The sequence below is a fragment of the Rhodospirillales bacterium RIFCSPLOWO2_02_FULL_58_16 genome (genome assembly GCA_001830425.1).
Classification (GTDB): Bacteria; Pseudomonadota; Alphaproteobacteria; order Rhodospirillales; family 2-02-FULL-58-16; genus 2-02-FULL-58-16.
Window position 1 is genome coordinate 10,978 of sequence record MIAA01000021.1, and the last position, 4,725, is coordinate 15,702.

General features: G+C 63.7%; 4 protein-coding genes and 2 pseudogenes (1 of these 6 only partly in view). 1 reads left to right on the forward strand and 5 read right to left on the reverse strand.

Translation table 11 applies throughout. The features are described 5' to 3' along the window. From A3H92_06190 to A3H92_06200, 3 genes and pseudogenes are all read right to left on the reverse strand, one after another. Positions 1-70, reverse strand: a pseudogene (locus A3H92_06190) (phage tail protein) (it extends 1,256 nt beyond the left edge of the window). Between the two features lie 8 nt (positions 71-78). Continuing rightward, entirely contained in the window at positions 79-1,536 is a 1,458-nt protein-coding gene (locus A3H92_06195) for a phage portal protein (protein OHC75197.1), read from the reverse strand. Between the two features lie 2 nt (positions 1,537-1,538). Beyond that, positions 1,539-1,748 carry a hypothetical protein gene (locus tag A3H92_06200; GenBank protein OHC75198.1) on the reverse strand — a complete coding sequence of 70 codons (210 nt, stop codon included), beginning with the start codon at positions 1,746-1,748 and terminating at the stop codon, positions 1,539-1,541. 130 nt (positions 1,749-1,878) lie between these two features. Here A3H92_06200 and A3H92_06205 point away from each other — a divergent pair. Beyond that, positions 1,879-2,208, forward strand: a pseudogene (locus A3H92_06205) (hypothetical protein). A gap of 27 nt (positions 2,209-2,235) precedes the next feature. Here A3H92_06205 and A3H92_06210 read toward each other — a convergent pair. Beyond that, positions 2,236-4,287 carry a phage tail protein gene (locus A3H92_06210; GenBank protein OHC75228.1) on the reverse strand — a complete coding sequence of 684 codons (2,052 nt, stop codon included), beginning with the start codon at positions 4,285-4,287 and terminating at the stop codon, positions 2,236-2,238. Further along, a partial coding sequence (locus tag A3H92_06215; GenBank protein ID OHC75199.1) for a hypothetical protein occupies positions 4,277-4,725 on the reverse strand: 449 nt, incomplete at its 5' end. The genes A3H92_06215 and A3H92_06210, both read right to left, overlap by 11 nt.

Below are 4,725 nucleotides of genomic sequence, written 5' to 3' on the forward strand. Positions count from 1 at the left end.
CCAGCTTGGGCCGCGCGATCAGCAATGGCGTCCCAAACAGCCGGGAGGCGATGTGGGGAAGGTCGATCATGATTATCCTTAAGCGATGGCTATCGTGGGGTCTTGCGACGGATCGGGAGCGCCCGGCGGCGGCTTACCGAACGTCAGACCCAGCGTCTGTTCTCTTGCCTTGTCGGCGGCGATCTCGGCGTCAACCTGTTCGGCGTCAAAGCCGCGCTCGGCGATGGCCTGGCTCCGGCTCTTGAGACCGGCTTCGATCTGCTCGATCTCGGCGCGGGCGTCCTTCAAGGGGTCGACCCATTCCCAGCGCGGCGGCAGCCAGGCGCAGGCGAGATGCTCGGCCCGGCGCTGGTCGTAGTCAGGAACATCCAAGGCCCCCGACATGACGGCGGCGTCCATCCACCGCCGCCAAACGATGCGGCAAAGCTGGTGAACCATGACCGAATGCTGCCAGGCCTCGGCCCGGCGACGGAACTCCAGCAGCGCCAGCCGCGAACTCGAATAGTTGGCCCGCGACATGTCATTGCTGAGATAGGCATAAGGCACGCCCAAGGCGGCGGATACCTGCAACAGCGTGCGGTGCTGGAACGGCTCGTAAGAACCGCCGACATCGGCCGGAGTGGACGCCTGGATTTCTTCGCCGGGCTCCAGCATCACCACCTGGCCGGGCTGAACATCCATGGTCCGTTCGCCATCGGCGCTCGTCTCCTCGGCCATGTCGAACGGCTCAGCCGGGCTTGGCGTGGTGACGAACAGCGCATACATCGCCGCCACCTTCTTGCGGTCGAGTTCGGCGTCATCGTACTGATCCAAGAGGAACATCTTGACGATGGCCGGGGCGAAACGGGAGATGCCCCTGAGTTGTCCGGCATCGACCGGGTCGATAACGTGGATCACCTCGTAGGCCGGGATGCGCGCCGTCTCGCCGACTAATCCCGGATCGGTGACGTCGCCGGGATGGCGGCGCAGGAAATGATAGGCCACCCGCCGCCCGATACGGTCGAACTCAATGCCCTGGCGTATGACGTTGCCGAACGGCAGGGTCTCGGTCCTGGTCAGCGGCAGCATCTCGGACGGGATCATCTGCAACTGCAAGGGCACGGCCAGATCGTCCTCGGGACGGCGCGGACGGAAACGGAAGAACACTTCGCCGGCGATAAACACCTCGCGCGCCGCCCGCCGCTGCTGGCCGTAGAAATCAGTAAAGCTCTCGGCGTCGCTCTCGTCGGTCCACGCCAGCCATAGTTTCTGAACGCGGGCTTTCAACTCCGCGTCACCGATCAGCGACGACGGCTTGATGCCGGCGCCGACCACGTTGCCCGCCCAGCTTTCGATGGCGTTGGCGGCATAGCCGTTGTTGCGGATCAGATAGCGGGCGCGGGCCGTGATGTCGGGCCCGGCGGCGGCGATCAGGGTGTTGAGATGGGCGCGCGATGGCTGGAAGGCCTTGAGGCGACGGTTGCCCATGGCGGCCTCGAAGCCGCCATGGAACCCGCCGATAAAGGCGCCGACCTTGCGCCGAATGCCGCCGAGCATGGTCACAGCCCCTTGTCGGCATAGACAAGGATGCGCCGCGCTGGCGCCCGGCGCTCCTGGGCGGCGATCCGTCGCTCCAGGTCGGCCAGCACCTTGTCGGCCTGGGTAAGATCATACTGGACGCTGCGCTCGCCGACGCTGACCCGGCTGACCAGCGAGTTGCGCCGCGCCAGCACCCGCTCGCGTTCGGCCTTGAGTTCGTCTATTGTCATCGGGAGTTTTGCCTAAGGGCCGTGATTATAAAAGGAGACGTAAATGGAGGAAGTGAGTCAAAGCTACTTTTGCAGCGACTGTAGAACCGCACTTCCGGTTCTCTCCGCTGTTAAGGAAAATCAACCGAATTCATGCCCGAACTGCGGTTCCACAAAGCGAACCATTAATGTGGAAATATTTGATTCGGTTAGCTTGTCGATCCATGACAACGTCAAGGGCAAGCTGCGGGACGGTCCCGGCAAGAAGGGCATCAAGAAAGAGTTTTTTGTCGGGGACGACTACCGCAAGAGCAAGGACGACTGGGTTGACAAGGAGCGTGTCATTGATCGCGAGAATAACCGCTATCTGGAAACCGTGAAGGACAAAGAAACCGGTGAAATGATCCGCCATTGCGACGAGCCGCTTTCGGAGCATTGTGGACACGGTTCCGCGAAGGTCAAGAAAGACGATCCAACCTGAAATTCCTAAGTTGCCAGCATAGTTTGCTCACGTCAGATAGCTGGATTGAAAAATCTTGCGGCCGCGTCGCGGCGCCCGGCGCACCCGTCCGGCGACGGACGGCGAAGTTTCCCCGCCGTTAACGGTTTCGGCATCAATGGTGGCGACGCCGACCCCCGCCGGTTCGCAGGGGCATGCCCCCGGACTTTTGATCCGGGCGCCAATCTGGCTCTCCAGGTCGCGCCACTTGCTCTCCGCCCAGCGGTCGGCGCCCAATATCCAGGCGGCGGCGCGGGCGTAGACCCGGCAGTCGAGCGCTTCGTTGCGTTCGCGCATCTTTTGCCATTCAAGCTTGCTGAACCCACGCCGGGTTTTTACGGTAACCAATTGCTCGGCCACCAACTGCTTGCACCACTCGCTGTCCAACCACGATGGCAGGTGTATCGTTCCGGCGGCGTACCTAACGCCCGCCGCCCGCTCCTCGTCGGTCGGGCGCTCCAGGCGCAGGTAGCGATAGGTCTCGGTCTTGAAAGTGGAGACTGCCACCATCCACAGTTTGGCCCCACGGCGCAGCTTCCTGCCGCCTTCGGTCGAATCAACGTAGGTCGGTCCCGAGACCGGGCTGGGTCGGCTGAAGCCTTCCGCGCCCTTGACCGGGGCCACCTGACTGAATCCGCACCGGCGCGCCCAGGCATAGACGGCGGAGGTCTCATAGCCGGTATCGATGGCGAGCCGGGCGATTGTCATGGCGGCGCCGCCGGCGTGCATCCAGGTGCGCCCCAACAGCTTGTCCATCTCGGCCCACAGGGGATCGCCCGCCGCTTCGGGGGCCTCGGCTTTCTCAGGACCACCTTCGATAACGATATGGTCGATCAGCCAGCTTTCCAAACCGCGCCCCCAGGCCCAGACATCGATCTCGATGCGGTCCTTCTGGACGTCGGCCCCGGCGGTGAGGAACAGCCCGCCCATCGGCACGGCGCCGTTGGGCCAGACTTCGCGCCGGTCATAGACGCGCTGCCAGTCCGGGGCCTCGCCGGTCTCTTGCCAGGTTTCTCCCAACATTGTGTTCTTGAACGCCTTGATAGCCTCGTCTGACCCTTGCGCCGCCTCCCAAGACCTTGCGATTCGTTCCCAGGACAGCCAGCCCACCGGCGAATAAAGCGCCGACAGGTGGAAACCGATAGTCAGCGGATCGGAGGACGCCGCCGTCGCTTGCCACTCGCCCGCTTCCAGCATGGCGGTCTTGTGGTGCTCGTTGATGTTCTGTTCACAGGCCTCGCAGACATAGCGCGCCGTCTCCGTCCGTCCCTTCTCCCAGCGTAGCCGTTCGAACTTCAGCCACTGCTTCGCCCCGCAATGGGGGCAGGGCAGAAAGAAGCGGCGTTGGTCGGAAGCCTCGTATTCGCGCTCGATGCGCGATATCCCCTTGATGGTCGGGGTGGATGCCAGAAATATCTTGCGCCGATGAGCGAAGGTAAGCGACCTCGCCTCGGCCAGCGTCACCGGATCGCCTTCCTCGTCGGCGGAAGCCGGATAGGCGTCGACCTCATCGAGAAACAAATAACGGGCCGGGATCGAGCGCAACCCCACCGCGCTGTTGGCCCCGGTCAACACCAGGATGCCGCCGACAAAATCCTTGGACAGCACCGTGTTGCCGGAATCCCGAGACCGCGACGGACGGACCCTGTCCCGCAACGCCGGGCATTCCTCGATCAGCGGGTCGAGGCGCTGGCGCGAGGCGCGCTTGGCCAGTTCCACCGTCGGCTGAACCGCCAGCATCGGTCCCGGCGCCTGATGAATAACAAACCCTATAAAATTGATGCCGGCCTCGGTGGCCCCGACCTGTACTCCCTTCATAAAAACTATGCGCTGGGCCGGATGCCCCGGCGACAGCGCATCCATGATGGCGCGCATGTAGGGCGTGCGCATCGTTCGATAGCGGCCCGGCTCGGCCGCCGCCCGCGACGACAGCACCCGGTGCCGGTCGGCCCATTCGGAGACGGTGAGCAGCGGATCGGGCTTGATCCCTTGCGCCCAGTTGCGAAGGATATCCTCCCAGCCGTCAAAGCCGCCCGGATCGGCGGGGAGGTCATCGGAGATCGAGACGGACCTCGGACAATTCGCTGAGGTGAGCGCGTACATTGGTTTCCAGCACCTTCTGCATGACGTGCGCCTCGATCATTATCGGATGGCCTATCGCTTCGCTGCATGAGGCCGACAGTTCGGCCGCCATCAAGGCGGCGACGCGGGCCGGCCAGTTGACCCAGGCATCGCGTTCCTGACGGGCGAGCTTGAACACCATGGCCATGGCGCGAGCGCGGTCGACCAGGTTGCCCTTGCGCTCCTGTAGGCGCAGCCGGGCGAGATGGGCCTTAGCGCTTTCATGGGCGGTGCGGGCCTCGACGAAAGTAATCTTGCCGCCGACGGGAAGGCCCTGTTCCTTTAATGCTTCGCGCACCGAGCCGAGCGCCGCTTCCGCCACCGGCTTGACGCCAGCGATAACTACGTTATCCGGCTGATCGCGCTGCTTGGCGGGAT